This is a genomic window from Halomonas sp. A40-4 (assembly GCF_015767635.1).
GTDB lineage: Bacteria > Pseudomonadota > Gammaproteobacteria > Pseudomonadales > Halomonadaceae > Vreelandella > Vreelandella janggokensis.
Window position 1 is genome coordinate 2,880,053 of record NZ_CP065230.1, and the last position, 22,763, is coordinate 2,902,815.

General features: G+C 58.4%; 21 protein-coding genes. 13 read left to right on the forward strand and 8 right to left on the reverse strand.

Annotation, left to right across the window (positions count from 1 at the left end; all coding sequences use genetic code 11):
- Position 1: 1 nt before the first annotated feature.
- The 5 genes from deoA to IT895_RS13645 all read left to right on the forward strand — a co-directional run bounded on the left by deoA (position 2) and on the right by IT895_RS13645 (position 5,019).
- The gene (deoA, locus tag IT895_RS13625; protein WP_199283773.1) at positions 2-1,327 is read left to right on the forward strand and encodes a thymidine phosphorylase; all 1,326 of its coding nucleotides are present in this window, start codon (positions 2-4) and stop codon (positions 1,325-1,327) included.
- Complete coding sequence (locus IT895_RS13630) at positions 1,327-2,571, forward strand: phosphopentomutase (protein WP_199283774.1); 1,245 nt, start codon at positions 1,327-1,329, stop codon at positions 2,569-2,571. The genes deoA and IT895_RS13630 overlap by 1 nt, the downstream gene beginning before the upstream one ends.
- Before the next feature lie 14 nt (positions 2,572-2,585).
- Positions 2,586-3,311: a purine-nucleoside phosphorylase gene (gene deoD, locus IT895_RS13635; RefSeq protein ID WP_085918167.1), complete on the forward strand. Its 726-nt coding sequence runs from the start codon at positions 2,586-2,588 to the stop codon at positions 3,309-3,311.
- Between the two features lie 23 nt (positions 3,312-3,334).
- On the forward strand, positions 3,335-3,742 hold the full coding sequence (gene cdd / locus IT895_RS13640; protein WP_085918168.1) for a cytidine deaminase: 408 nt from the start codon (positions 3,335-3,337) through the stop codon (positions 3,740-3,742).
- A gap of 152 nt (positions 3,743-3,894) precedes the next feature.
- Positions 3,895-5,019, forward strand: a complete 1,125-nt coding sequence (locus IT895_RS13645; protein ID WP_199283775.1) for an aminotransferase class V-fold PLP-dependent enzyme — start codon at positions 3,895-3,897, stop codon at positions 5,017-5,019.
- Positions 5,020-5,100: 81 nt separating this feature from the next.
- Here the strand turns inward: IT895_RS13645 and IT895_RS13650 are convergent, their stop codons facing one another.
- Together IT895_RS13650 and IT895_RS13655 are read right to left on the reverse strand one after the other, a co-directional pair.
- Positions 5,101-5,790 carry a CBS domain-containing protein gene (locus IT895_RS13650; RefSeq protein ID WP_066316865.1) on the reverse strand — a complete coding sequence of 230 codons (690 nt, stop codon included), beginning with the start codon at positions 5,788-5,790 and terminating at the stop codon, positions 5,101-5,103.
- 139 nt (positions 5,791-5,929) lie between these two features.
- Complete coding sequence (locus IT895_RS13655) at positions 5,930-7,357, reverse strand: hypothetical protein (RefSeq protein WP_199283776.1); 1,428 nt, start codon at positions 7,355-7,357, stop codon at positions 5,930-5,932.
- 133 nt (positions 7,358-7,490) lie between these two features.
- Here IT895_RS13655 and IT895_RS13660 point away from each other — a divergent pair, with 133 nt between their 5' ends.
- A complete protein-coding gene (locus IT895_RS13660; protein WP_199283777.1) occupies positions 7,491-8,480 on the forward strand; it encodes a J domain-containing protein in 990 nt (329 codons plus the stop codon).
- Positions 8,481-8,518: 38 nt separating this feature from the next.
- Complete coding sequence (locus IT895_RS13665; protein ID WP_066316878.1) at positions 8,519-8,950, forward strand: hypothetical protein; 432 nt, start codon at positions 8,519-8,521, stop codon at positions 8,948-8,950.
- Here IT895_RS13665 and IT895_RS13670 read toward each other — a convergent pair.
- Positions 8,867-11,353, reverse strand: a complete 2,487-nt coding sequence (locus IT895_RS13670; protein ID WP_199283778.1) for a mechanosensitive ion channel family protein — start codon at positions 11,351-11,353, stop codon at positions 8,867-8,869. The two genes, IT895_RS13665 and IT895_RS13670, sit on opposite strands and share 84 nt — an antisense overlap.
- A 141-nt stretch (positions 11,354-11,494) precedes the next feature.
- On the opposite strand from IT895_RS13670, the gene IT895_RS13675 reads away from it, so the two are divergent.
- Both IT895_RS13675 and IT895_RS13680 read left to right on the forward strand, forming a co-directional pair.
- Positions 11,495-12,505, forward strand: coding sequence for an amidoligase family protein (locus IT895_RS13675; protein ID WP_066316886.1), 1,011 nt, complete (start codon positions 11,495-11,497; stop codon positions 12,503-12,505).
- A 76-nt stretch (positions 12,506-12,581) separates the two neighbouring features.
- Positions 12,582-13,265, forward strand: a complete 684-nt coding sequence (locus IT895_RS13680) for a gamma-glutamyl-gamma-aminobutyrate hydrolase family protein (RefSeq protein WP_199283779.1) — start codon at positions 12,582-12,584, stop codon at positions 13,263-13,265.
- On the opposite strand, the gene tpx is transcribed toward IT895_RS13680, so the two are convergent.
- Entirely contained in the window at positions 13,255-13,758 is a 504-nt protein-coding gene (tpx, locus tag IT895_RS13685) for a thiol peroxidase (RefSeq protein WP_199283780.1), read from the reverse strand. The genes IT895_RS13680 and tpx overlap by 11 nt on opposite strands.
- 99 nt (positions 13,759-13,857) lie before the next feature.
- On the opposite strand from tpx, the gene IT895_RS13690 reads away from it, so the two are divergent.
- Positions 13,858-14,574: a glutamine amidotransferase gene (locus IT895_RS13690; RefSeq protein WP_199283781.1), complete on the forward strand. Its 717-nt coding sequence runs from the start codon at positions 13,858-13,860 to the stop codon at positions 14,572-14,574.
- Here IT895_RS13690 and nfi read toward each other — a convergent pair whose 3' ends face one another.
- Complete coding sequence (gene nfi / locus IT895_RS13695; protein WP_066316895.1) at positions 14,575-15,267, reverse strand: deoxyribonuclease V; 693 nt, start codon at positions 15,265-15,267, stop codon at positions 14,575-14,577.
- Positions 15,268-15,388: 121 nt separating this feature from the next.
- A complete protein-coding gene (locus tag IT895_RS13700) occupies positions 15,389-17,101 on the reverse strand; it encodes a DEAD/DEAH box helicase (protein WP_199283782.1) in 1,713 nt (570 codons plus the stop codon).
- Positions 17,102-17,623: 522 nt separating this feature from the next.
- On the opposite strand from IT895_RS13700, the gene IT895_RS13705 reads away from it, so the two are divergent.
- Together IT895_RS13705 and IT895_RS13710 are read left to right on the forward strand one after the other, a co-directional pair.
- On the forward strand, positions 17,624-17,821 hold the full coding sequence (locus tag IT895_RS13705; protein WP_085918181.1) for a CsbD family protein: 198 nt from the start codon (positions 17,624-17,626) through the stop codon (positions 17,819-17,821).
- Positions 17,822-17,926: 105 nt separating this feature from the next.
- Positions 17,927-18,424 (forward strand): PRC-barrel domain-containing protein, encoded by a 498-nt coding sequence (locus IT895_RS13710; RefSeq protein ID WP_199283783.1) that lies wholly within the window; start codon positions 17,927-17,929, stop codon positions 18,422-18,424.
- 86 nt (positions 18,425-18,510) lie between these two features.
- On the opposite strand, the gene IT895_RS13715 is transcribed toward IT895_RS13710, so the two are convergent.
- Together IT895_RS13715 and IT895_RS13720 are read right to left on the reverse strand one after the other, a co-directional pair.
- Complete coding sequence (locus IT895_RS13715) at positions 18,511-19,506, reverse strand: glutathione S-transferase family protein (RefSeq protein WP_085918183.1); 996 nt, start codon at positions 19,504-19,506, stop codon at positions 18,511-18,513.
- Positions 19,507-19,582: 76 nt separating this feature from the next.
- A complete protein-coding gene (locus tag IT895_RS13720; protein WP_085918184.1) occupies positions 19,583-20,497 on the reverse strand; it encodes a LysR family transcriptional regulator in 915 nt (304 codons plus the stop codon).
- A gap of 528 nt (positions 20,498-21,025) precedes the next feature.
- Here IT895_RS13720 and IT895_RS13725 point away from each other — a divergent pair.
- Complete coding sequence (locus IT895_RS13725; protein WP_199283784.1) at positions 21,026-22,750, forward strand: peptidoglycan DD-metalloendopeptidase family protein; 1,725 nt, start codon at positions 21,026-21,028, stop codon at positions 22,748-22,750.
- Positions 22,751-22,763 lie beyond the last annotated feature (13 nt).

Here is a 22,763-nt window from a genome sequence, read left to right on the forward strand (position 1 = left end):
CATGCTCCCGCAAGAACTGATTCGCCTCAAGCGCGATAACCAGCCGCTGCCGGCAGAAGAAATCAAGGCCTTTGTTCAGAGCATTGCCGATGACCGTATCAGTGATGCCCAGATTGGCGCCTTTACCATGGCGGTGTTTTTAAACGGCATGAGCCGTGAGGAAGTCGTCGCGCTGACCACCGCCACCCGTGACTCCGGTCACGTCATGCAATGGGATTCGCTTGACCTGCCGGGCCCGATCGTCGACAAGCACTCCACCGGCGGCGTGGGTGACCTGGTCTCTCTGGTACTCGGCCCCTGGGTCGCCGCCTGCGGCGCTTTCGTACCGATGATTTCCGGCCGCGGCCTGGGCCACACCGGCGGCACGCTGGACAAGCTGGAATCCATTCCCGGCTATAACCCCTATCCCGCCCCGGAGCGCTTCGGCGATGTGGTCAAATCCACTGGCGTGGCGATTATCGGCCAGACCGGCAACCTCGCTCCAGCGGACAAGCGCATCTACGGTGTGCGTGACGTGACCGCCACAGTGGAATCCATCCCGCTGATCACCGCCTCTATCCTGGGCAAAAAGCTGGCCTCCGGCCTGGATGCCCTGGTCATGGATGTCAAAGTCGGCAGCGGCGCCTTCATGCCCACGCCGGAAAAATCCCGCGAACTGGCCAAGAGCATTGCCAACGTGGCTACACAGGCGGGCACACCTACCACCGCCCTGCTCACCGACATGAGCCAGCCGCTGGCTCCCTGCGCCGGTAACGCGGTCGAAATCGTCGAAACCCTGGCGCTATTGCGCGGCGAGCGCTCCAACAGTCGGGTGATGCAGGTAACCCGCGAACTGGCGGTGGAAATGCTGATGGCGGGCAAGTTGGTCAATAGCCGCGAGGAAGCGCTGACCAAGCTTGAAAAAGCCCTCACGTCAGGTGCGGCGGCCGAGGTCTTTGCCCGCATGGTGAGCGAGCTTGGTGGCCCTGCCGACTTCATGGAGCGCTCGGATCACTACCTGGCCAAAGCTGACGTGGTCAAGCCAGTGTATGCCGAACAATCAGGCATCATCCAGCGCATTGACACTCGTGCCGTCGGCATGAGCGTGGTGGAACTCGGCGGGGGGCGCCTGCGTAACGACGCCAACGTCGACCACAGCGTAGGCTTCAGCGACATTGCCGAAATCGGCGACCGTGTTGATAGCCAACACCCCATCGCCATGGTTCACGCCAACAGCGAAGACGCTGCCGCCCTTGCCGCCGCCCAGCTTCGCGCTGCGGTCACCTTGGGTGACGCCCCCGCGACCGCCGATACGCTACTTCAAGATACCTTCAGAGGAGAAGCCTGATGCGCCGCGCCATTGTTGTTGTCCTCGACTCATTCGGCATCGGCAGCGCGCCGGATGCCAACCAGTTCGGCGACCAGGGGGCTGACACCCTGGGCCATATTGCCGCCGCCTGCGCCCGCGGCGAAGCGGATACCGCCGAGCGCTCAGGCCCTTTGAAACTGCCCAACATGGCAAAACTCGGCCTGTTTCACGCCCACCGCGATGCCACGGGAAAAGTCGCCGAGGGCGTTGACCTGCCGAATACGCTGACAGGTGCCTACGCCCACGCTAAAGAGGTTTCCAGCGGCAAGGATACGCCGTCGGGCCACTGGGAAATTGCCGGCGTGCCGGTTCGCTTCGACTGGGGCTACTTCCTCGATAAAACCGACAGTTTCCCGACAGAGCTGCTCGACAGGATTGTCGATGCCGCCAACCTGCCCGGCGTGATCGGCAACTGCCACGCCTCGGGCACCGAGATCATCGCCCGCCTGGGCGAAGAGCATGTCGCCACGGGCAAGCCCATCGTCTACACCTCGGCGGATTCCGTGTTTCAGATTGCCGCCCACGAGGAGCACTTCGGCCTCGAACGGCTCTATGAACTATGCGAAACCGTGCGCGGTCTGCTCGAGCCCTACAACATTGGCCGCGTGATCGCCCGCCCCTTTGTCGGCAATGACCGCGACGACTTTGCGCGTACCGGCAATCGCCGCGACTACAGCGTCGAGCCCCCCACGCCTACGGTGCTGCAAAAACTCGCCGAAGCGGGGGGCGAAGTGGTGTCGATCGGCAAGATTGCCGATATCTACGCCCACTGCGGCATTACCCACAAGGTCAAGGCCAGCGGTCACGACGCGCTGATGGAAGCGACGCTTGGCGAGGTAGCGCGCACTGCCAAGGAAACCAGCGACCGCCCGACCATGATCATGACCAACTTTGTCGATTTTGATTCGGTCTACGGTCACCGCCGCGACGTGCCGGGCTATGCGGCCGCGCTCGAGCATTTCGATACCCGCTTGCCCGAGCTGTTCGCCGCGCTCAACGAGGATGACCTGCTGCTGCTTACCGCCGATCACGGCTGCGACCCCAGTTGGGAAGGTACCGAGCACACCCGCGAATACGTACCGGTCATGGTACGCGGCGCCGGTTTCACCCCCGGCCCCATGGGCGAACGCGGCACCTTTGCCGATATCGGCCAGACGCTCGCCGACTACTTCGCGCTCGAAGCCATGGCCGATGGCGAAAGCTTTTTATCCAGCGCCGCTTAAAGGAGAAACCTACAATGGCGACACCGCATATTAATGCTGAGAAAGGCGATTTTGCCGATACCGTGCTGATGCCCGGCGACCCGCTGCGTGCCAAGTTCATCGCCGAGACCTACCTGGACGATGTCCGCCTGGTCAACGATGTGCGCAGTATGCTTGGCTATACCGGCACCTACAAAGGCCGCAAGATTTCGGTCATGGGCCATGGCATGGGCATCCCCTCGGTCTCGATCTACGCCAAGGAACTGATCACCGACTACGGCGTTAAATCCGTGATTCGTGTCGGCTCCTGCGGCGCGGTACGCGACGACGTCAACGTCCGCGACGTGGTTATCGGCATGGGTGCGTGCACCGACTCCAAGGTTAACCGCATGCGCTTCAACGACCACGATTTTGCTGCGATTGCCGACTTCGATCTGACCCAGCACGCGGTCGCCGCCGCCAACGCGCAAAACGTGCCGGTGAAAGTCGGCAACATTTTCTCGGCGGATCTGTTCTATAACCCGCAGACCGAGATGGCCGAGATGCTCAAGCGCTACGGCATTGTCGGCGTCGAGATGGAAGCGGCAGGCCTCTATGGCGTGGCCGCGGAATTCGGCGCCCGGGCGCTGACCATCTGCACGGTATCCGACCATATTCTGAAAGGCGACTCGCTCTCCAGCGCCGACCGCCAAACCACCTTCAATGACATGATGACAATTGCGCTCGACACGGTATTACGCGACGACGCAGCGCGCACCTGAAGGCCAACACCAAGGAAATCGCCATGAGCCAAGTCGATTCGGCACTGGTTGAGACACTACTGACAGCGCTCGGCAATGCCTACGCGCCCTATTCCAGCCACCCAGTGGCCGCCGTGATGGAGTGTCCGGATGGCCAGCAGTTCGCCGGTTGCAACGTCGAAGTGGCCCACTACAAAGGGCTCTGTGCCGAAGCCTCGGCGATTTCCGCCATGGCAACCGCCGGGCAACGCGAACTTGCCAAGGTCTATGTGATGGGTCCCGGCGAGCATCTGTGTACGCCCTGCGGCGACTGCCGCCAGCGCATCCGCGAATTTGCCACGCCCGACACGCAGATCCTGGTGCTTTCTCGCGAAGGCGAGGTGCTGAAGACCTACACCATGGAAACGCTGCTGCCTGACGCCTTCGGCCCCGAGCAACTGCCGGCGCGATAACGCCCTCTGTATATCTCTAACGACCAGCCCCTTGTGGGCTGGTTTTGTGCGTTTATTGCTCGTACTCTTACGCGTACTCTTACTCTTAAGAAAACCTGATTGTACAAGACAAAATGTGCCGATTGAGAGCGCATCACACACTGGAGAACGCCATGGCTGGACTATTGCCCAACGTCGACCCCGACGGCCTGCTGGAATATTCGGTGGTCTATACCGACCGCTCGCTGAACCATATGTCGCAGCAGTTTCAAGGCGTGATGCGCGATATTTCCGCCACGCTCAAAGAAGTTTACAACGCCCATACGGCTGTCATCGTGCCGGGTAGCGGTACCTTCGGCATGGAAGCGGTTGCGCGCCAGTTCGCTGTCGACCAGCCGACGCTGGTCATTCGTAACGGCTGGTTCAGCTACCGCTGGACGCAGATTATCGAGATGGGCCGACTGACCGACCAGCACACCGTTCTGAAAGCACGGCGCGAAGCTCCCAACGACCCGCACTCCCCCTTCGCGCCGGTACCCGCCGACGAGGTTGCTGAGCGCATTCGTGCTGAAAAGCCAGCGGTCGTTTTTGCCCCTCAGGTGGAAACGTCCGCCGGGATGCTCTTGCCGGACGACTACATCCGCACCGTTGCCCAGGCGACCCGTGATGTGGGCGGCCTGTTTGTGCTCGACGCGATTGCTGCCGGCACGCTGTGGGTGGACATGCAGTCGCTGGGTGTGGATGTCGTGGTCAGCGCACCGCAAAAGGGGTGGAGCGGCTCGCCCTGCTGCGCCATGGTGATGCTGTCGGACCGTGCGGCCCAGCGTCTTTCCGAGACGCAGAGCAACAGCTTTGCCTGTGACCTGGGAAAGTGGCACAGCATCATGCAGGCCTACGAGAACGGCGGGCACGCCTACCACGCCACCATGCCCACCGATGCCTTGCGCCAGCTGCGCGACATCATGCAGGAAACGCGTGACTACGGCTTTGGCAAGGTCAAAGAGGAGCAGCAGGCGATCGGTCGAGATGTCCGCGCCATGCTCAAGCGCCACGGCTTTGCAAGCGTCGCGGCAAATGGCTTTGAGGCCCCGGGTGTGGTGGTGTGTTACACCGACGACAGCGGCCTGGTTGGCAAGCTCGCCCGGGCTGGTGTGCAGGTGGCCGGCGGGGTGCCACTAATGTGCGATGAGGGCGACCACTTCCAGACCTTCCGCATTGGCCTGTTTGGTCTCGATAAGCTGCACCATACCCAGCGCAGCGTGGAAAACCTTGAGCAAGCCATCAAGTCAGTGAGTTAACGCCCTGGGCTAAATCAGGTAATCAACGCCAGAAGCCCGCTACTCAATAGCGGGCATCTTACGCCATCTGCCACTGGTTGCTTACATATAGCCTACGCCGCGGGGCATCATGCCCAGGTTATTTTCAACCTGCGTCACCCCTGGAACGTTCTCTGCCACCACCGTCACGGCCTTTTTCTGTTCAAGGGATTCAACCAGCCCCCAGACTTCCACAACGCCGCCATCGACGATCAGACTGATATTTTCGACGCGCACGTCGGTATGGCGCTCAACGTCGTTGAGGATGGCGTCGCGAATTTGGCGATCGTCGGCAGGCGATTGCGTCGGCCCCACGACAGCATTCGCAATGCCTTGCAGTAAATTGGCGCGACTGACAATGCCCACCAATTTGCCATCACGCAGAACAGGCACACGTTTGATGTGGTGCTTTTCCAGCAGGCGAGCAATACTGTGTATTGGCGTGTTTTCCTCGACACTCAGCGGGTCAGGGGTCATGACATCCTGAGCTTTACGGCCATGGGATTTCACATAGTCGCGCGAACTTTTTCCGCCACTCAAAAGCGACAACCACCCTGACTGGGGCTGGCCGTCGTCGTCTTTTAGACGACGCATCAAATCGCCTTCGCTGACGATCCCGACCACCCGATGCTCGTCATCCACCACCGGGACGGCACTAATACGGTGGCTCAGCAGCAATTGTGCTATATCGCGCACATCGGTGTCGGGCGCCACACTCACCACTTTGGGCGTCATGATATCGATAGCTTGCATGGTGCTCCTCCTGGCAACGGGCCCTTTCGACGTTATCGTCGTAGTTTGCAAAGCCCTCTACTTCAGACTAGTTCGCTGCTCTTCAGTTGCCCATGCTGACACCCTTTAGTTGGCGTCTTTTTGATCTAGCGCAGCTTATTCACTGGTCTTTTTCACTGACCTTTGCTGTGCCGCTCTCCCCGACTTTTTCTACATCGACAATCCCAGACCGGCTGACCACGACCTTCCAGCGAGCCAGGTAAGGCTGGTCTTCGCTGCCGGTTTCGCGAATGACCAGATTGAACAGGTGACGACGCTCGACACTTTCGCGCACGGCCTGGCCTTCTTTAAGCCGGTAGATGTCATACTTGCCCTTGCTCATCAGCCGGGTCAGCATGGAGATATCCAGCGTTAAACTTTCCTGGGTATGTTCGTAACCACTCAGGAAGCGGGTCGGTGACATCCGGGAACGCGAACGGTAATGCAGCACCACCTCCTCACGCTGGGCCACGGTCCGGCGACGCAACCGCTGAATTTCAGGGTCCAAAGACGAATAGCGCTTATAGTCGAACCATTCGAGTTGATGCCCCACCGATACATTGCGGTTGGGGTCGACGTACTGCCGCCGCCACTTAGGCCGCCCACGGCGCAACCAGCGCCATAAGGTGTTACGTAAATCGTCTTTGAACACTTCGCGCATGGCATAAAGTACGGCCATGGCAATCACGAACAACGAGGTGATATCACCGAGGGTATCGCGCAGGCGAAGTACGCCAAACGAAACAAAGGCCATGACCACGGCCGTCGCCAAGGCTTTGACGGCTTTTTGCTCACCGCCACCCAACTCCTGGGGTCGCTGCTTAAGGGTAATGGGATACTCGATCAAGCGACGCAGCAACCGCATTTTATTCGACATCCGGGTAGGGTCAGCCATCACCCGTTCGGCGTTGTATTCCTGCTCGCGCCGGTACGCTTCTTCACGCTGGCAAATCGCCACAAACCGGTGACGGATGGGGGTAAACTCACCGCCCCTGGGCATGTGAGCCACCAGCGCCAATAGCTGCTGTTCGGTAAACCACGACAGGTAATTATCGATATTGGTGAAATACTTGGTTAGTCGTTCATCCCGGGGCGGATGGCGGCGCAGGCGCCTCAGAATACTTTCACTCAAGTCACTGGTTTGCTGCAGCTGGTCACGCAGCCAATGGACACTTTCCTGGTCGACCTGATGCTTATCTTCGCTTCGGCGTATCTCCCGCGCACTTTTCAGCATGGCTTGGGTATTGCGCTCCATCGCGCCCACGTATTGATAAGCATAAAGGCTGAGGCTCAGGCGATAGGAGTCACTGCTCAGCTGATTGCGGCTCGCCAGGCGGCTATGCACCAGGGGCAGATGATATTCGTCGCTGTAGTAGGTACGCGACACTTGAATCGCCGCGTGGTAAAACGCTTCCTCCGAAATCAACTGGGTCGAAAGGCCAATATCCCCCGGTACAAACAGATAAATATCCAGGTTGTGAGAGGTTTCCTCCTTCAAGCGCCGTGAAATACGCAGTTGAAAGCTGTTTTTGCGCTCTACATTAATCAACTCACCAATCTCCTGCTTCCCTGGATACGTCAATGCGATAACATGGCATTATCGCTAACCGGTGAAGGCCTTGCCTTAAGGCACGCCTGACGCCACTATTGCCCGCTGTTCTTTTCACTTTGGGAGCCTTTGGATGTCCATGGCCCGTTTTTCACCCTTTGAGCTGGTGCTGTTAAATAGCCGCAGCCAAGTGGATACGGCAACGCTACTATTGCTGGCTTGGGTACTTGTTAACCGCCAGCACGTGTCGGAAGGCCAGCGACGCCGTCGCCTGGCCCAGGTCACGGCGCAGTTTCGTCATGGGCATGAATTGGGGCCGGTCATGAGCATTGCCCATAATCAGGATCTGCAAGCCATTCAGCTGGCCGCCGAGATTCTACGTAAAGAGTGCTCGCAAGAACGCAGCCTGAGTGTCCTGCATCAGTCGATCACGGTGGCAACCGATGACGGCGACCTGTCGCTGGCCAACCATTATATCCTGCGCTTTCTGGCGGACTTGCTCAATGTGACACCCACAACGCTGAGCACCCTGTTTTATGAGTTAACCGGCAGGCCATTAACGTCCCCCGAGGACCCCAGCCGTCATGCCTATTGGCAACGTCACAATCCGGACTACTTTAACCAAAAGGCACGCGAGGCCGCCGCTAAACAGCAGGCTCGGGATGAAGCCGCACAGCAGGCTGACGAGAAAAACCAGCAACGCAAACAGAAAAAACAGCGTAAACAGCAGGAAAAGCAGCGCCAACAGGAAGAGGCCCAGGCGCGTCAGGCGCATGCCCGACAGGAGCGTGAACGCCAACGGCAACGCGATGACCAGAGCCGCCGCGAACAGGCTCAACGGGAGCAGGCGCGGCAAGACCGGTCCCGTTACGAACGCGCCCAGGGAGAACGCCGCCAGTGGCAGCGCACAGCGCCTCCTCCGGACCGCACCACGCGTGCCCTGGCGGTACTCGGACTGCCGCCGGGAGCCAGTCGTAGCGACGTGCGCCTCGCCTATCGGCGCATGGCCCAGCTTCATCACCCGGACCGCTTTTTCACCGAAAGCGAACACCAGGTGGCCCTGGCATCCGCACGTTTTCAGCGCATCAAAAACGCGTATGATTACCTGATGCAAACCTACTAAAAAGACGCAGCAGCGACCGACGGAACAAGACCATCCTTATGCGCGATTTGTATCAACGCCTATCGCTTTCACCAGAGGCCAGTGAGCACGACATCCAGGATGCCGTGATGCGCTGCCCCAACAGTGCCCTACGCCAGGACGCTGAGAGTGTTCTCGCGGTCAACGAGCACCGTGAGGCCTACGATACGCTGCACCACACGCTCAACGATATTGGCTGCCTGCGTGCGCGGCTCGGCTTGACCCACGGGGCCCACTGGCAAGGTGATGTGGCCAACGATTTTTCACTGCCCCCAGATCATGCCATTTCGCGCCACGATGAACTGGTCGACCGCGTCAGCAACGCGGTCTCACTGTACAACCGCTGGCGTCGCTGGCGAGGCCCCTGGCTACTCGTCGCCGTGTTCGCCACCGGGGCCGGTATCGGCGTCGTAATGGGATTTGCCCTCTGCCTGGGGCTTGCCGCGGGATAGGCGACGGTCTTCTTCACTTCCCTTACGCTGCCGCTCATCTTTCCTGATTTCGGCTTTGGTCGGCATGGGGGCAGGTTTGGGGGGCGTTGGTCTTTCCCTCCCTTCTGCTGCCTCTTCAGAATCGCTGGCATTCTGGCTGGACTGGCCGTGGTCAGCCTCACTGCCACCCTCCAGGTTCATCTCCACGCTGCTGTCAGGCGCCATCAGGCCGCCTGCCTGACCTTCCATGCTGACACTCAAACGTGGCACGCCCAGGTCGACACCGTCGGCTTCCATGCGTTGTTTCAGCATCAGGTTAAAGGCGCGGGCCACGTCCCATTGCATTTCGGGTGCGGTACGGAACCGCATGCGCAAAATCGCCCCACCATCGTCGAAACTGTCGATTCCCTGCATCTCCAGCGGCGACCAGATATGGTGGCGCATCATCGGATCCTTGCGCAGTTCCTGGGCGGTTTCCTGCATCAAATGGATGGCATCGTCTATTTTCATGTCGTGGGGAATCCGGATACGCATCAGCGCAATACCGAACTGCCGGGACATATTGTGGATCGATTCGATGCGGCTGAACGTGATGATATGCACGATGCCGTCGAGGTCGCGCAGCCTGACCGTGCGCAGGGTCAGGCCTTCTACCGTGCCCATGTGGCCGTTGATTTCGACGAAATCGTCCACGGCCAGGGAGTCTTCGATGAGGATAAAAATACCCGTGATCAGATCCTGTACCAGCGTTTGCGCCCCGAAGCCGATCGCCAGACCGATGACACCGGCACCCGCTAGCAGCGGGGTCACGTTAACGCCCAGATTGGCAAGTCCGGCAATAATGGCAATAATCAGAATCGTGATAAAAATGACGTTGCGGATCATCGGCGTGATGGTTTGCGCGCGGGCCTGATTGACCCGCTTGCCACGGGAGCGCGTCGATGAGATCAACGCCCGCTGAATGGCCGTATCGGCAAATATCCATACCAGCCACGCCAGCAGCACGGTTCCCCCCAGGCTTACCAGGGCGGGACCAAGCTGTGCACCGGCCAGGCCGCGCTGGCCCAGGCCAAACATCGAGCTACCCCACACCTGCATCGACAGTTCGGCAAAAACCACCCAGGCACAAATATGTGCCAGCACGAACCCAAAACGCTCCAGGCGCTTGCGATACTGACTCTGCCGACGGCGGCGGTGGCGGCGCTTACCCAAGCGTTCGGCTTGACGACGCAGCAGGCCCGTCACGACCAACGTCAGCACCAGCAGGCTCGCCGAAATGATCGATCGGGCAAGTGCCGTACCCACATCGCCAACGGTAATAAAGATCGCCAGCAGCGAGCCACCTACCAACAAAAGTGCCGGGATATGCCACAGCCCACCGAGCGCACGAATCATCTCCACAGCAGTGTTGGCATCCCGCCGTTGCCGGTAGGGGCGATTACAGATCAGGTGGCGCACTGGACGCTTGAATTTGATCACGAAACGCGCCGAGATCAACGCTGCCAGCATATTGGCCAGCACGGAAACCAGGCTGGAAAGCTCGGTGCCCAGCATTTCGACAATGCGGCTCGAATTCACCGCGTCACCCAGTGCAATCAGCGCACCAATGACAAACAGGCTGCGCAGAGCACGCTGATGCAGCAATTGCACGGCCGTAAACCGATGCCCACGGCTGAAGAAGGCCACAACGGTTTCAAACACCACCGATAGCAGTCGACCACAAACGCAAATATAGGCCACAACCAGCACCATGGTCCGGCCCGGGCTGTAAGCCATCAACTGGCCGATCCCCAGCGTGATCGCAAACGCCAGTGTCCAGGGCAGGATACGCCGAAAGAAGTGCACGACCATCAGCCAGCCTTTAGGGTCGCGGGGCAAATCCAGCGGCCACTTGCGACGCTTGGCGATCACCCTTCCCGCACCGATCATGGACACCAGCAGCACAATCCAGACCACTGCAAGGACAGCGCCTTCGGCCACCGCACGAATCATCTCGCCTCGACTGGCGCTACTGGCCACGGCCTGCAACCCTTTACCGCCGTTGACCAGTTGACGCTGCCATTCCTCTACCGGCGACCCCCCCGCCTGAGCCTGCTCGCCGATGTCGGTGAGCGTATCCGCAAGCGCCCCCAGCACCCCCTGGCGAACGACCCCTTCATCCTCACTGGCTTCTTGCGTGGTCGTTTGCAGTTCACGCAGCGAGTTGATCAACTCACTGCGCCGCTCTTCGTCTTCGAGCACTGAAATCACGTCATTCAGCGATCCCTGAAAGTCCTCACTGCTGACGTCGTTCTGCTCTTCCGATTCACCACCGCCGAGGCTTGGCAACGAGATCGCCTGTGCATGAGCGTGGGACGCCATGACGCCCATCAGCATGATGAAAATAAAACGAACAACGGTATTGATTAGCCAGTGCGGTCGCACATATTACTCCTGAACCAAGGCATCAAAAGGCAATGCCGCATGATTATCCCCGTAAAGGGCTCGCTGAGCGAATATTCTCAGCCCAAGTGCGTGACTATGATAGGCTGAGCCCACAAATCGTTCACCTCACAGGATGCCGAGATGACGTTAGAAGCGCCACCTAATGGGTGGAACTCAAAGGGCGAAACCCGCAAGGTCGGTGTCGAAATCGAGTTCGCCGGCTTGCCCCCACGTGACACAGCTCTGATTGTGTGCGAACTGTTTGGTGGTGAGCTTAACGTGGTCAGCCCCCACCGGCTACTGGTCGAAGGCACCCGCTGGGGCGAGTTTGGTATTGAACTGGATACCCAGTATGCGCATCCTGACCGGGCGTTATTGGAGGAACACCACGAGCTGGACAGCGAGTGGTCGCGCCAGCAGCACCAGCACCGCCTGGAGTTCCACCGCAAGACCCGCGAGCTGATTGGCGATATGGTCACGGGTCTGGTGCCCACAGAGATCGTGTGCCCGCCGGTGCCCTGGAACGAACTCGACGAGCTCGATACGCTGTTCGAAGCGTTGCGGACCCATGGGGCAAAAGGCACGGATGCCAGCTTACTTTACGGTTTCGGGTTACACCTCAACCCTGAAGTGGAGCGCGAAGATGTGGATTACCTGCTGTCGATGCTGCGCGCCTACCTGCTCCTGGCAAGCTGGTTGCGCAGCGAGATCAAGGTGGACATCACCCGCGAAGTGCTGCCCCACGCCAACCCCTTCCCCAAAGAGTATGCCCTCAAGGTATTAAACCGTCAGTACACGCCGGATATCGACACCCTGATTGATGACTACCTGTACTACAACCCCACCCGCAACCGGGAACTGGATTTACTGCCCCTGTTTGCTTACCTTCGCCCTGACCACCCGCACAAGCTGTTGCATGGTGAGTTGACCCAACCACGGCCAACGTTTCATTACCGCCTACCTAATGCGCAGCTTTCGGAGTCCCATTGGGGAGGCGTCACCGAATGGAACCGCTGGGTCGCCGTAGAACGCTTGGCAGCCTCCAAGGAGACCCTTGCCGCACGCTGTGATCACTATATCGCCCAGCATAACAGGCCATTGATCACTCGCCTGGCAAGCCGCGCCAAGCGCTGGTGGGATGAGCGCTTCTGACGAGGCGTTGATCGCATCATCTTTGCGATATGCCTGTTACCGTCTATTCATTCACATTGACCAAGAGTGCCCTTGCATGGCCCGCCCGTTAATTGGCATTACCACTTCCGATGCAAAAAGCCAGCTTGCCTGGTGTTTCGACTGGTTTGCGGTCTGGCGCCACGGCGGCCGACCGCTGCGTTTATCACCGGCAAGACCCATGCCCGACGACCTGGATGGACTCATCATCGGCGGTGGTGATGATATTCAGACGTCCCTGTATGGCGGGGAGGTGCAGTTAGGCGTGCGCCTTGACCCAGCCCGGGATGAGCTGGAACTCAAACTGCTGGAACATTTTATCCCGCGGCATACCCCCGTACTGGGCATCTGCCGGGGTGCCCAACTGATCAACGTCCACCTGGGCGGTACCCTGGACCCGGATATTTATACCACCCATGAGGGCATCAAGCGGCGCCGCACGGTGCTCCCACGCAAGACCGTCGATATCGTCGGGGCCAGTAAGCTGCACCGCCTGCTCGGCGTGTCCTGGTGCCGCGTTAATAGCCTGCACCATCAAGCCGTCAACCGGGCTGGCAAGGGAATCGACATTGTCGCCCGCGACCGCGACGGTCTGGTTCAGGGTATTGAGTCCCGTGACCACGATTTTCTGCTGGGCGTGCAATGGCACCCCGAATGGCTGGTGTTCAACCGCCCCCAGCAGCGCTTGATTCGCGCGCTGGTGGCGGCGGCAGAGCGTCATCGAACCGCTATCAGGAGTTAAGGGCGGAGAGTGCCGCGTCGTAGTCCGGCTGGTTTTTCAACTCACTGACCAGCTCGCTGTGCAGCACCCGGTTATCGGCGTCCAGCACCACGACGGCGCGGGCGCATAGCCCTTCCATGGCACTGTTGCACAACGCCACGCCCCAGGCTTCCTGAAATTCGCGATGGCGGAAGGTGGACAGTGTTTCCACATCGTCCAGCCCCTCCGCGCCACAAAACCGCTTGGCCGCGAAGGGTAAATCGGCCGACACCACCAAAACCACGGTGTTGTCCAGTTGGGACGCCAGCTCGTTAAACTGCCGGGTCGACATCGCGCAAGTCGGCGTATCGACGCTGGGAATAATATTGAGCACTTTGCGTTTGCCTTGATACGTATCAAGGGTGACATCCTGAAGCTCACTGTTGGTGAGCGTCATGGCAGGCGCCACTTCTCCTGGGGCTGGCAAACGGCCGGCGACATCCATCGGTTCACCGGCACGGGTAATCTGTTGCATATCAGGCTCCTGAACATAGTATGGGATGCCTATACTGCATCCTAAAAGGGAATTATCCTAGCTGGGTTTGTCATACACCGCGTCAAAACGAGAGCCATCATGCCTTCTTTAGTGATTATCAAAACCGGTGATGCCTTCCCGGAAGTGGCCGAACAGCACGGTGATTTCGAGCAGCTTTTTATCCAGCAGCTGCGCGAGGCGCTACCTGATGGCATGACGTTAAACGTATGGGATGCGCGGGAGAACACACCAACGGCCTCGCCCGCCTCATTGGCTGGCGTGGTTATCACCGGTTCGCACAGCATGGTGAGTGAAGCGCCGCCATGGAGTGAAGCGCTAAAGCCCTGGCTCAAGCAGGCCCTGGCCGACGACGTGCCAATGCTCGGCGTATGTTACGGGCACCAACTCATGGCCGCGGCCTTTGACGGCGTCAGCGATTACCATCCCGCCGGTCGGGAATCGGGCACGCATCGGGTACGGCTTACCCAGGCCGGCCAGCAGGACCCCCTCTTCAGCCAGTTGCCCGTGTCCTTCCCGGCGCATCTCACCCATGCGCAATCGGTCATGCAACTACCCCACAATGCCACGGTGCTTGCGCATAACAGCCACGATGCCCATCAGGCACTGCGTTATGGACCACGCCAATGGAGCGTGCAGTTTCACCCCGAATTCACTGCACCGGTGATGCGGGCGTATCTTGAGCGTCAGCGGGCAGCGCTGCGCGATCAGGGTGAAGACCCCGACACCCTGATCAGTGGGGTTCACGACACGCCAGAGGCATCCGGTCTGCTGCGCCGCTTCCTGGCGTTTGTGTAATCAACCGCGTCTTTGATCCCGCCGCGAGGCGAGGCGGTCTGCCAGACGGGTGGGCTCTGGCAGTTTGGTCGCCCCCAGGCAGCGCAGCACCCATTGCAACGACGTATCCAGTGACAGGCGGTGGCCAGGCGATACAAACACCGGTTTCACCCTGGTTCTGGAGCGCAATACGGCGCCAATCACCTCGCCGCCGCGGGCAGTGAGCGGCACCCAATCGCCACGCTGCTCGCCTACCTCGGCATGGCGGCCCGTCAGCCGGGATTTGGCAATGCCAATGGTGGGAGTGTCCAGCCACAACCCCAGGTGAGCAGCCACCCCCAGTCTCCGTGGATGGGCGATGCCCTGTCCGTCCACCATCACCAGTTCGGGTTGAACGGTCAGCTTTGCGAAGGCGCCAAGCGCAGCGGGGATTTCTCGAAACGACAGCAGCCCGGGGATATAGGGCATGCGCGTGGGCTCGCGGTGAACCACTTGCTCTATCACGCTTAAGTCAGGCGCCGTATCAGGGTCCCATTTGACCACCACCACCGCTGCCCGGGTTGTTTCGCCGCCATCCTCAAAGCCGATATCCACCCCGGCAATGTGGCGCACCGGGTCGAGTCGGTCACTCAGCTCGAGCCGCTTTGCCAACTCAGTCTGCAGCGCCATCGCGTCCCGGGGCGCAAGGTTCCATTCGTGTAGCGGTGCCGACATGGCTTCATCCTTGAGCGGTTAAATGATGAACACGGTAGCAAAAAAAAACGCCCCCGCACCTGGGAAGGCACGGGGGCGTCGGGATATCACCAGTGACCGCTAAGCGGCAACTGATGGCACCTTAGGCGCGTTCGCGGCGACGGACCGGCGCATCGCCTTCATCACGGCGGCGGCGCGGGGCACGCTCAGGGGCGCTGTCTTCGCTGATTTCCAGCGGACGGCCGGAGACACGGGCACGGGCCATTTTCGTCAGAATGGTGGACGGCAGACCGCTGGGCAGTTCAACCACCGAGAAGGCGTTGCGGATATCGATACGCCCGATGCGAGCGCCTTCGATACCGCCTTCGTTCGCCAGCGCACCGACCAGTTGACCGGGCTTGACGCCGTCTTTATGGCCGACAGAAACGCGGTAGCGGGTCATGCCTTCGCTGGGCGTGCTTGAACGCTCACGGCGAGCACCCGGTTTGCCGCCAGACGCGCCATCACGCGAGGGTTTCTCTTTGCGCGGTGCCTGCAAACGACCAATCGGTGCTTCATCAGCGCGGGCCATGGCAGAGAATGCACAGGCCAGCTCGATCGGGTCATGGCCTTCTTCGACCAGACGCTCGATCAGCGCACGCTGTTCTTCTGCACCTTTGGTCAACGAGGCAATGACGCGCTGGTGGAACACTTCATCCCGGTGCGCACGAATAGCAGATTCGTCAGGTAGCGGCATTTCGGTCATTTTCTGACCGGTTGCCTGCTCCATCCAGCCCACTTTGCGACCTTCACGGAAACCGGCAAAGGTAATCGCGATACCGCTACGCCCGGCACGGCCAGTACGACCGATACGGTGCGTATAAGCCTCTGCGTCCTGGGGCAGATCGTAGTTGATGACGTGGGTGATCCGCGACACGTCAAGACCACGGGCAGCCACATCGGTGGCGATCAATACGTCGACCTTGCCACGCTTCAAACGGGTGATGGTGCGCTCACGCAGGCTCTGGTCAAGGTCACCCGACAGGCCAGCGGCGTTAACGCCACGCGCCGTCAACTGCTCAACCAGCGTGGTACAGGCGGCACGGGTACGGACGAAGACGATGGCGCCATCGACCGGCTCGACTTCAAGAATGCGCGACAGCGCTTCAAGCTTGGCGCCGCCGTCAACACGCACGATGCGCTGTTCGATGTTTTCGCCGGTCGTGGTGCCCGACTCGATCGCGACTTTAACCGGGTTAACCAGGTAACGGTTAACGATGCGCTCGATTTCAGTGGGCAGTGTCGCTGAGAAGAACACACGCTGCGCATCTTTCGGGGTATCGGCAACCACGCGTTTTACGTCGTCGATAAAGCCCATACGCAGCATTTCGTCCGCCTCGTCCAGCACGAGCGCCGTCAGGCCGTCGAGTTTCAGGCTGCCGCGGTCGAGATGGTCGATAATCCGGCCAGGGGTGCCGACAATGACCTGGGCACCGCGCTTCAGCGCGCCGAGTTGTTCACGGTACTCTTGACCACCACACAGGGTAGCCACTTCAAGACCTTTAAGGTTTTGACCGTATTTACTGAACGAGACCGCCACCTGCTGAGCAAGCTCGCGAGTTGGTGCCATGACCAGCACCTGAGGCTCACGGCGCGTCAGTTCCAGACGCGATAACAATGGCAATGCGAACGCCGCGGTTTTACCGGTACCGGTTTGCGCCTGGCCCAGCATATCCCGGCCTTCGAGCAACGCAGGAATGGTCTGCGCCTGAATGGGAGAGGGAGTTTCATAGCCCTGAGATTCAACAGCAGTCAGAACGGCAGGCAATAAAGCAAGATCGCCGAAGCTCGGCGAAGCGACAGAAGTCGAGGTCATTAATCACACCTTGGTAGGCCGGTTGTTCCGGCAAAAAACATCGTAAGCGTCTCTGACTCGTTTAATGATGCGCACGTCAAGGCAGCATCAAAGAACATGGCTCCGCGTAGCGGATATCGTCATCGGTGGAGTCGGAGACGCCGGTCGCACCCAGCATCCGGATTGACAGCTTGATAGCGGCTCAATCCGCCGTGGCGACCTTGTTGCGCCGATTTCACCCGTTTGGTGAAATACTGGAGGCGCGCCATCTTCACAGCAGTCAACATCTGGCCTGAGCAAGATGTTCCAGCAAACGTTGCTTTGTAGGGAGCGTATCGAAAACGGCTCATGACTACACAGGCAAACGCTTATCGTCTTGATGGTGGGGTCAGCACATGCGAGGAGTGCGCATCCTAACACCGCCTTCGGTACCTGACCAGTCATTTCAGTGTTTTTTCGTTCGCTGCCTCCTTGCACCATGCCATATTTCGTCTAGCCTGATGGGTGCCTTATCAATTTCATGGCACCTCAAGGAGTGATTCGATGAACTGGGATCAAGTCGAAGGAAGATGGACCGAAGTGAAAGGCAAAGCACGCGCCAGCTGGGGCGAAATCACCGACGATGAACTTGATCAGATCGCCGGCAAACGTGACCAATTGGTGGGCAAGCTGCAGCAAAAATATGGCTTGGAAAAGGAAGAAGCCGAGCGCAAGGCGGACGACTGGGCCAATTCCCTGTAATCGTTCAACGCGCCAATATATTCTCTCAATATTCTGTTGCCTGTCGCCTAGTCGACACGGCTACCCAACCAGATATTGAGGTTCGTAGCCACAAGGAGAGATGCTATGCGTAAATCAATGATCACCACTGCCGTCAGTGCAGCCCTACTCAGCAGTGTTGCCCTCAATGCCAATGCTGCTTCAGACGAGCCACAAGGCATGTATTCCGCCGACGACATCATGGATGCGAGTGTTTATCTCGAAGGCAATTCCAATGAAGAAATCGGTGATGTCGACGACATTCTGCTGAACGAAGATATGCAGGTAAGCGCCCTGGTCGTCGAAAGCGGCTCTGTCCTCGGCCTGGGCGGTCGCGAAATAGTCGTCGACACTGACTACTTCAGCCTGGAAACCGATACTGACGGTGACGAAACCGAGCACCGTGTCCTCATCAGCGCCTCGGAAGAGGAAGTAACGTCGTTCCCGACTTATGACCGCGACTGGTGGGAGCAGACCAAGGCAAATGCCCGTGATGCTTGGCAAAGTACCGAGGAAGGGGTTCAAAGCGCCTGGCAAACAACTCGCGAGGCCATTGATCCTGACGAAGAAATCAACGAAGAGTAACTTCAGCGTTGATATCGTAGATTCCCTTTTAGGAATAACGTCAAAAAAGCCACCGCGAGGTGGCTTTTTGATTTCCAGACGTTTGATCAGGCCTTGCGGCGTATCCCCTTCCCCGATAACCGCTCGCGATCATGGGGACGATCGAAGTTCAACGCTGGCCCAACCGGCACGATACGCGTGGGGTTGATGGTGTCGTGACTGTAATAGTAGTGGCGTTTGATGTGGTCCATGTTGACCGTTTCGGCGACGCCCGGCCACTGATAAAGCTCGCGCACATAGTTGGCTAGGTTAGGAAAGTCCTCGATGCGCTTCACGTTACACTTGAAGTGGCCGTAATACACTGCATCGAAGCGTATCAAGGTGGTGAACAGTCGAATATCCGCCTCGGTCAACCACTCACCTGCCAGGTAACGATGCTGTGCCAGACGCGTTTCCATACGTTCCAAGGCATCGAACAGCGCCTGTACATGTTTTTCGTAAACGCGCTGTTCGGTAGCAAAGCCTGACTTGTAAACACCGTTATTGATGTGGTCATAAACGTCGGCATTGACCTCGTCAATGACATCGCGCAGATCATCAGGGTAGAAATCCAGGTCATTGCCGGTCAACTCGTCAAAGGCGCCGTTAAGTATACGCACCAAATCGGCCGATTCATTATTGACAATCGCATCACGCCGCTTGTCCCAAAGCACAGGGACGGTAACGCGCCCGGTGTAGTGGGGATCGGTCATTGTATAAAGCTGGCGATGAAACTCGACCCCATTGACAGAGTCGCCGCTGGCACCTTCGTCTTGATGATAGGTCCACCCTTGATCAAGCATCAACGGGCTGACGTGGGAAGTCCCGATAATCGACTCAAGTCCCTTTAGAGCGCGCATGATAAGCGTACGGTGCGCCCACGGGCAGGCTAGCGATACATAGAGATGATAACGGTTCTTTTCAGCCGGGTAACAGCTACCTTCAACACCTGGATGATCGCCCACCCAGTCGCGCAGCTGGGCGGATTCGCGCACGAACTCCCCCCCATGTTTCTTGGTGTCGTACCACTGGTCGTGCCATTCGCCATCAATCAGCAGCCCCATGGTGTATCTCCTCAAAGCGGTTAGCGTCGATTCAGCATACGCTTGGGGGTACGCGACTCAAGCGGATGTTTTAGCGCTATTCATTCGACGCAATCGAATCCTCGGAAGCACACTCACGCACCGCCTGGCGCAACGCTGCAGCCATGGCATGAGCCGCCGGGCCAGCACGGTCCTGATCACGAAAAATTAATTGGATAGGGACTTCCCGAATACTGCCCGCTGCCAGTGGTAATGGCTTGAGCTGGCCATCACGGAGTTCTTGTTCGATACGCGTTTCTGGCATCCAAGCAAAACCAAGGCCCCGCTTGAGCATATCGAGCGAGGTATTCAGGTGGCTGACCGTCCAGCGCTGTTCGGCTTTCAACCAACCAGCGTTAGTCGATTGGCGAAGCGCGGAATCCCGGACGACTAGCTGACGGTGCTGGGCAAGGTCGCGCAGATCCAGCGATCTACCCAATCTGTGCAGCGCATGAGCGGGATGGGCGACGGCAACAAACTTCACCATCACCAGCGGCTCCCCAAGAAACCCTTGCGCCTCAATACCTGAAATCACCAAGTCCGCGCGGCCATCGTATAGCATTTCAATGCCGCCATTTAAGACGCTTTCAAACAGTTGTACCCGTACCTGGGGATAGGTTTCAGAAAAACGCTCCAGCGCTTTCGCCTGGGCGCCAGCAGGAAACACCTGATCAATTGCGAGGACAACTTCCGCCTCCAGTCCGGCTGCCAACCGCGAGGCCACATCTTCCAGCGACTCAGAACTTTCAATCAACTGACGTGCCCGGCGCAGCAGTAACTCGCCGGCCTCCGTCAGCCGGACCTGGCGCCCTACCGGCTCAAGCACCTGAACCCCTAACTGCTCTTCCAGTTTATGTACCGCATGGTTCAACGTTGAGGGACTTTTATGCACGGCCTCGGCGGCCCGAGCAAACCCTCCATGGTCAACCACGGCGGCTAACATCTGCCACTGTGCAAGTGTTACCCGAGACATTTCGATTTCCCCGACGCAAAACAGCGAAACAATCGCCAAACTTTCGATAAAACCATAGTGCCAGCTTATGGCCCGGATTACCGTAACCCGAACCAACTATTCTGCAAGACGCTTTCTACAAGCCCCTTATCTGCAAGCCCCTTCAGGTGACGCAATAGCTTGTCGTCGGGCAGAGCAACTTATGGAGTTATGGAGAGATTTTAGCGCCAATATTAGTTAGACATTACTTATATAGATACTTTACAAAAAGCCAAATACAGCTATGCTTTGCTTGCTAAGCACATGGAAGCTCGCAAAATTTTTTCACTCTATAAAGCTTACAACAAGGATGTTTATCGCCTAGCATTACATTTGTTAGCAAACAGTGTTCAAAAAACTGTAGAATCTGCGATGTTCTTGCGCGATTGGGCGTAAGTTCCCTTTATGTATGGATATACAGTCTAGGCACCCCCGCTATCATGGGTTATGGTTCATGGGTTTATTCGCTTTTGTTACTTTAAAATCACGAACTCGGCGGTCTATTTACCCATGTTGCGAATCCTTCATTCGCTGCCCCGCACGCATAAATTGTTATTGTTACCGGTAGCCACCATGGTTACGGTGCTGGGCACACAAAAATTGTTAACGACATACAACGAACTGAATCAACCTGACGCTCCAATGGAGAGCGTTCTGGTCCCTCTTCCAAGCGATTCTACCCCTGGCGTCCCCGTGCTTCATAAAGAACGCACCCCGGTGGCTGATGCCATCGACCGCGCCTCCCGCGCCCTTGATGCCACTCGCGATAACATACCGCTGAGCGATCTGAAGGCGACCGAGATTGTCGATCTGGACGTTATTGATGGCGCGCAAGCCGATGTAAAACTACAAACTGCAAGCGTGCCAGCTCCCTCGTCCGCTGTACTCAGCGCTTCAGACACACTCGGCGCTTCAGACACAAGTAAGACAAATGACGTCATTCTTAATGATGGCGCGCTGCACATGGCAGTTGTGATCGGCACCCTTACCAGCGGCATGCTGGATGTCGACGACGAATCATCTACCCAGATAGCCGACGCCACGTCCTATGAAGACTATGGCGCTGAATTGTTTGGCGATGTGTCTTTCCTTGATTTGGAACTTGCCGCAGAAGAGCCGTTTGTCCCGCAGTGGGAAACCCATATCGTTGAGCCGGGAGAAACCTTTGCGGTTCTGGCCCAGAACCAATTAGGCCTGGGTTACAGCGAAGTCCTCGAGCTGCTTGACGACGTTCCCGATCCCAAAATGCTGACCCACTGGCGTGCAGGCCACAGCTTCGATTACCAGCTTGACGAAGAAGGTCGCCTGCTGTCGCTGCGTATGATGAAAAACACCCGTGAAGGGGTATTGGTTGAACGCCAAGATGACCAGTACGCCATCACCGGCATTGAGCGCAAAGGCGAGCCGGTTCAACGCCTTTACGCGGGTACCGTCAGCGGCAGCTTTGCCCGCTCCGCCCAGTCGACGGGTCTTAGCAGTAGCGCCGTTACGGCATTGACCCTACTGCTCCAGAAAAAACTCGATTTTCGCCGCGACAGCCGTCGCGGCGATCATTTTCAGGTGCTCGTCGAATCTGACATGATTGAAGGCGAAACGCTTGACTCACGTGTACTGGCGGTTAAATACCAGGGCGAACGCATGAATTTGACAGTCGTTCGCAATGCTACCGACGATAAATTCTATACGCCTGAAGGTGCTAGTCTGGACCCGGCCTTTGCACGTCGACCGTTTGAAGGCAACTACCGCCTGAGTTCCGGCTTCAACCCACGCCGTAAACACCCGGTAACCGGGCGCATAAGCCCGCATAACGGAACCGATTTTGCCATGCCCATCGGCACCCCCGTCACGGCCCCGGCTTCGGGCCGGGTCGAGAAGGTCGCCAACCATTACGCCGCCGGCCGCTATATTGTCGTTCGCCACGACAACGGCTACCGCACCCGTTATTTACACCTTTCAAGACCTCTGGTCAGCCAGGGCGAACGGATCGAAATGGGCGAGCGCATTGCGCTATCGGGCAACTCCGGCCGCAGCACTGGCCCGCATCTGCACTACGAGGTCATTGTCAACAATTCTCCGGTCAACGCGATGACCGTTGATCTGCCAGAGAATACCAGCCTGAATGGCGATACGCTCATCGCATTTCAGCGCCAGGCCGAGCCCATACTGGCGGCACTGGATAGCGGTGAAACCGGCACTATCAGTTTGGTCGGCAACACCTCAGAAGACGACGAATAACTCTCGCGTTCCA

What these genes read in the sequence shown, in the direction of transcription:
- IT895_RS13725 (WP_199283784.1), top strand. Translation starts at nt 21,026, where the DNA reads ATGTTGCGAATCCTTCATTCGCTGCCCCGCACGCATAAATTGTTATTG.
- IT895_RS13705 (WP_085918181.1), top strand. Translation starts at nt 17,624, where the DNA reads ATGAACTGGGATCAAGTCGAAGGAAGATGGACCGAAGTGAAAGGCAAA.
- IT895_RS13630 (WP_199283774.1), top strand. Translation starts at nt 1,327, where the DNA reads ATGCGCCGCGCCATTGTTGTTGTCCTCGACTCATTCGGCATCGGCAGC.
- IT895_RS13665 (WP_066316878.1), top strand. Translation starts at nt 8,519, where the DNA reads ATGCGCGATTTGTATCAACGCCTATCGCTTTCACCAGAGGCCAGTGAG.
- IT895_RS13675 (WP_066316886.1), top strand. Translation starts at nt 11,495, where the DNA reads ATGACGTTAGAAGCGCCACCTAATGGGTGGAACTCAAAGGGCGAAACC.
- deoD (WP_085918167.1), top strand. Translation starts at nt 2,586, where the DNA reads ATGGCGACACCGCATATTAATGCTGAGAAAGGCGATTTTGCCGATACC.
- deoA (WP_199283773.1), top strand. Translation starts at nt 2, where the DNA reads ATGCTCCCGCAAGAACTGATTCGCCTCAAGCGCGATAACCAGCCGCTG.
- IT895_RS13645 (WP_199283775.1), top strand. Translation starts at nt 3,895, where the DNA reads ATGGCTGGACTATTGCCCAACGTCGACCCCGACGGCCTGCTGGAATAT.
- IT895_RS13690 (WP_199283781.1), top strand. Translation starts at nt 13,858, where the DNA reads ATGCCTTCTTTAGTGATTATCAAAACCGGTGATGCCTTCCCGGAAGTG.
- IT895_RS13715 (WP_085918183.1), bottom strand. Translation starts at nt 19,506, where the DNA reads ATGGGGCTGCTGATTGATGGCGAATGGCACGACCAGTGGTACGACACC.
- IT895_RS13660 (WP_199283777.1), top strand. Translation starts at nt 7,491, where the DNA reads ATGTCCATGGCCCGTTTTTCACCCTTTGAGCTGGTGCTGTTAAATAGC.
- IT895_RS13650 (WP_066316865.1), bottom strand. Translation starts at nt 5,790, where the DNA reads ATGCAAGCTATCGATATCATGACGCCCAAAGTGGTGAGTGTGGCGCCC.
- IT895_RS13700 (WP_199283782.1), bottom strand. Translation starts at nt 17,101, where the DNA reads ATGACCTCGACTTCTGTCGCTTCGCCGAGCTTCGGCGATCTTGCTTTA.
- IT895_RS13680 (WP_199283779.1), top strand. Translation starts at nt 12,582, where the DNA reads ATGGCCCGCCCGTTAATTGGCATTACCACTTCCGATGCAAAAAGCCAG.
- IT895_RS13720 (WP_085918184.1), bottom strand. Translation starts at nt 20,497, where the DNA reads ATGTCTCGGGTAACACTTGCACAGTGGCAGATGTTAGCCGCCGTGGTT.
- tpx (WP_199283780.1), bottom strand. Translation starts at nt 13,758, where the DNA reads ATGCAACAGATTACCCGTGCCGGTGAACCGATGGATGTCGCCGGCCGT.
- cdd (WP_085918168.1), top strand. Translation starts at nt 3,335, where the DNA reads ATGAGCCAAGTCGATTCGGCACTGGTTGAGACACTACTGACAGCGCTC.
- nfi (WP_066316895.1), bottom strand. Translation starts at nt 15,267, where the DNA reads ATGTCGGCACCGCTACACGAATGGAACCTTGCGCCCCGGGACGCGATG.
- IT895_RS13710 (WP_199283783.1), top strand. Translation starts at nt 17,927, where the DNA reads ATGCGTAAATCAATGATCACCACTGCCGTCAGTGCAGCCCTACTCAGC.